The organism is Aeromonas sp. QDB30 (assembly GCF_027707645.1).
Classification (GTDB): domain Bacteria; phylum Pseudomonadota; class Gammaproteobacteria; order Enterobacterales; family Aeromonadaceae; genus Aeromonas; species Aeromonas caviae.
In genome coordinates, this window is the sequence record NZ_JAPCIY010000187.1 from 1 (window position 1) to 851 (window position 851).

General features: G+C 58.4%; 1 pseudogene. It reads left to right on the forward strand.

The annotated features are described in order from the left end of the window. A pseudogene (locus PG896_RS21050) lies at nt 1-851 on the forward strand (IS4-like element ISAeme15 family transposase); the annotation flags it as partial.

Sequence of the window (851 nt, forward strand, 5' to 3'; positions counted from 1 at the left end):
CGTCAGCGACTCGGCAAACAGCCGCTCGAGTGGCTGTTCAAACAGTGCGCCGATGTGTGGGGGCGGGAACGTTATCCTGAAGACCATTGGCACGGTTTACAGGTCTTTGCCATCGATGGGGCCCTGTTCCGAACCCAGGATATGCCTGAACTCAGAGCACATTTCGGCTCGGGTAACACCTCAACCAACCGGCAGACACCCTACCCGATGCTGCGGTTGGTCACGCTCATGAATGTCCGCTCGCATGTCATTGCCAACGCGGCCATCAGCCCGTACCGCAAAGGGGAAATCCCCCTGGCCAGCGAGTTCATTCACTCATTGCCGGACAAGTCAGTGACCCTGCTGGATAAAGGCTTCTTCGGTGCCGACCTGTTGCTGCGTATTCAGGCCGAAGACACCGACCGTCACTGGCTCATCCCGGAACGCAAGGGGCTGGTATACACGGAACTTGAGCGCTATGGCGACGGTGACCGTCTGTTGCAAATGACGGTCTCGCCTCAGGCTAGCAAGAAAAACCCGGCGTTGCCGACACACTGGCAAGTTCGCGCAGTGACCTATGAGGTGGCAGGCAAGGAGAAAACGGTCTTTACCTCCCTGCCCGTGGCGCGATTCAGCGCAGCTCAGGTGGCGACCCTGTACCACGAGCGCTGGGAAATCGAGCTGGGATACCGGGATATCAAAAGCGCGATGCAGCACAACGCCATCACGCTGAGAAGCAAGAAAGTGGACTTGGTCTATCAGGAGCTGTGGGGATTGCTGCTTGGATACAATCTGGTCAGGCGGGAGGCCAGCCAGGCCGCCGTAGCCCATCAGCGAGCGCCCAATGAGGTGAGCTTTAAGTTTGCCTGTCA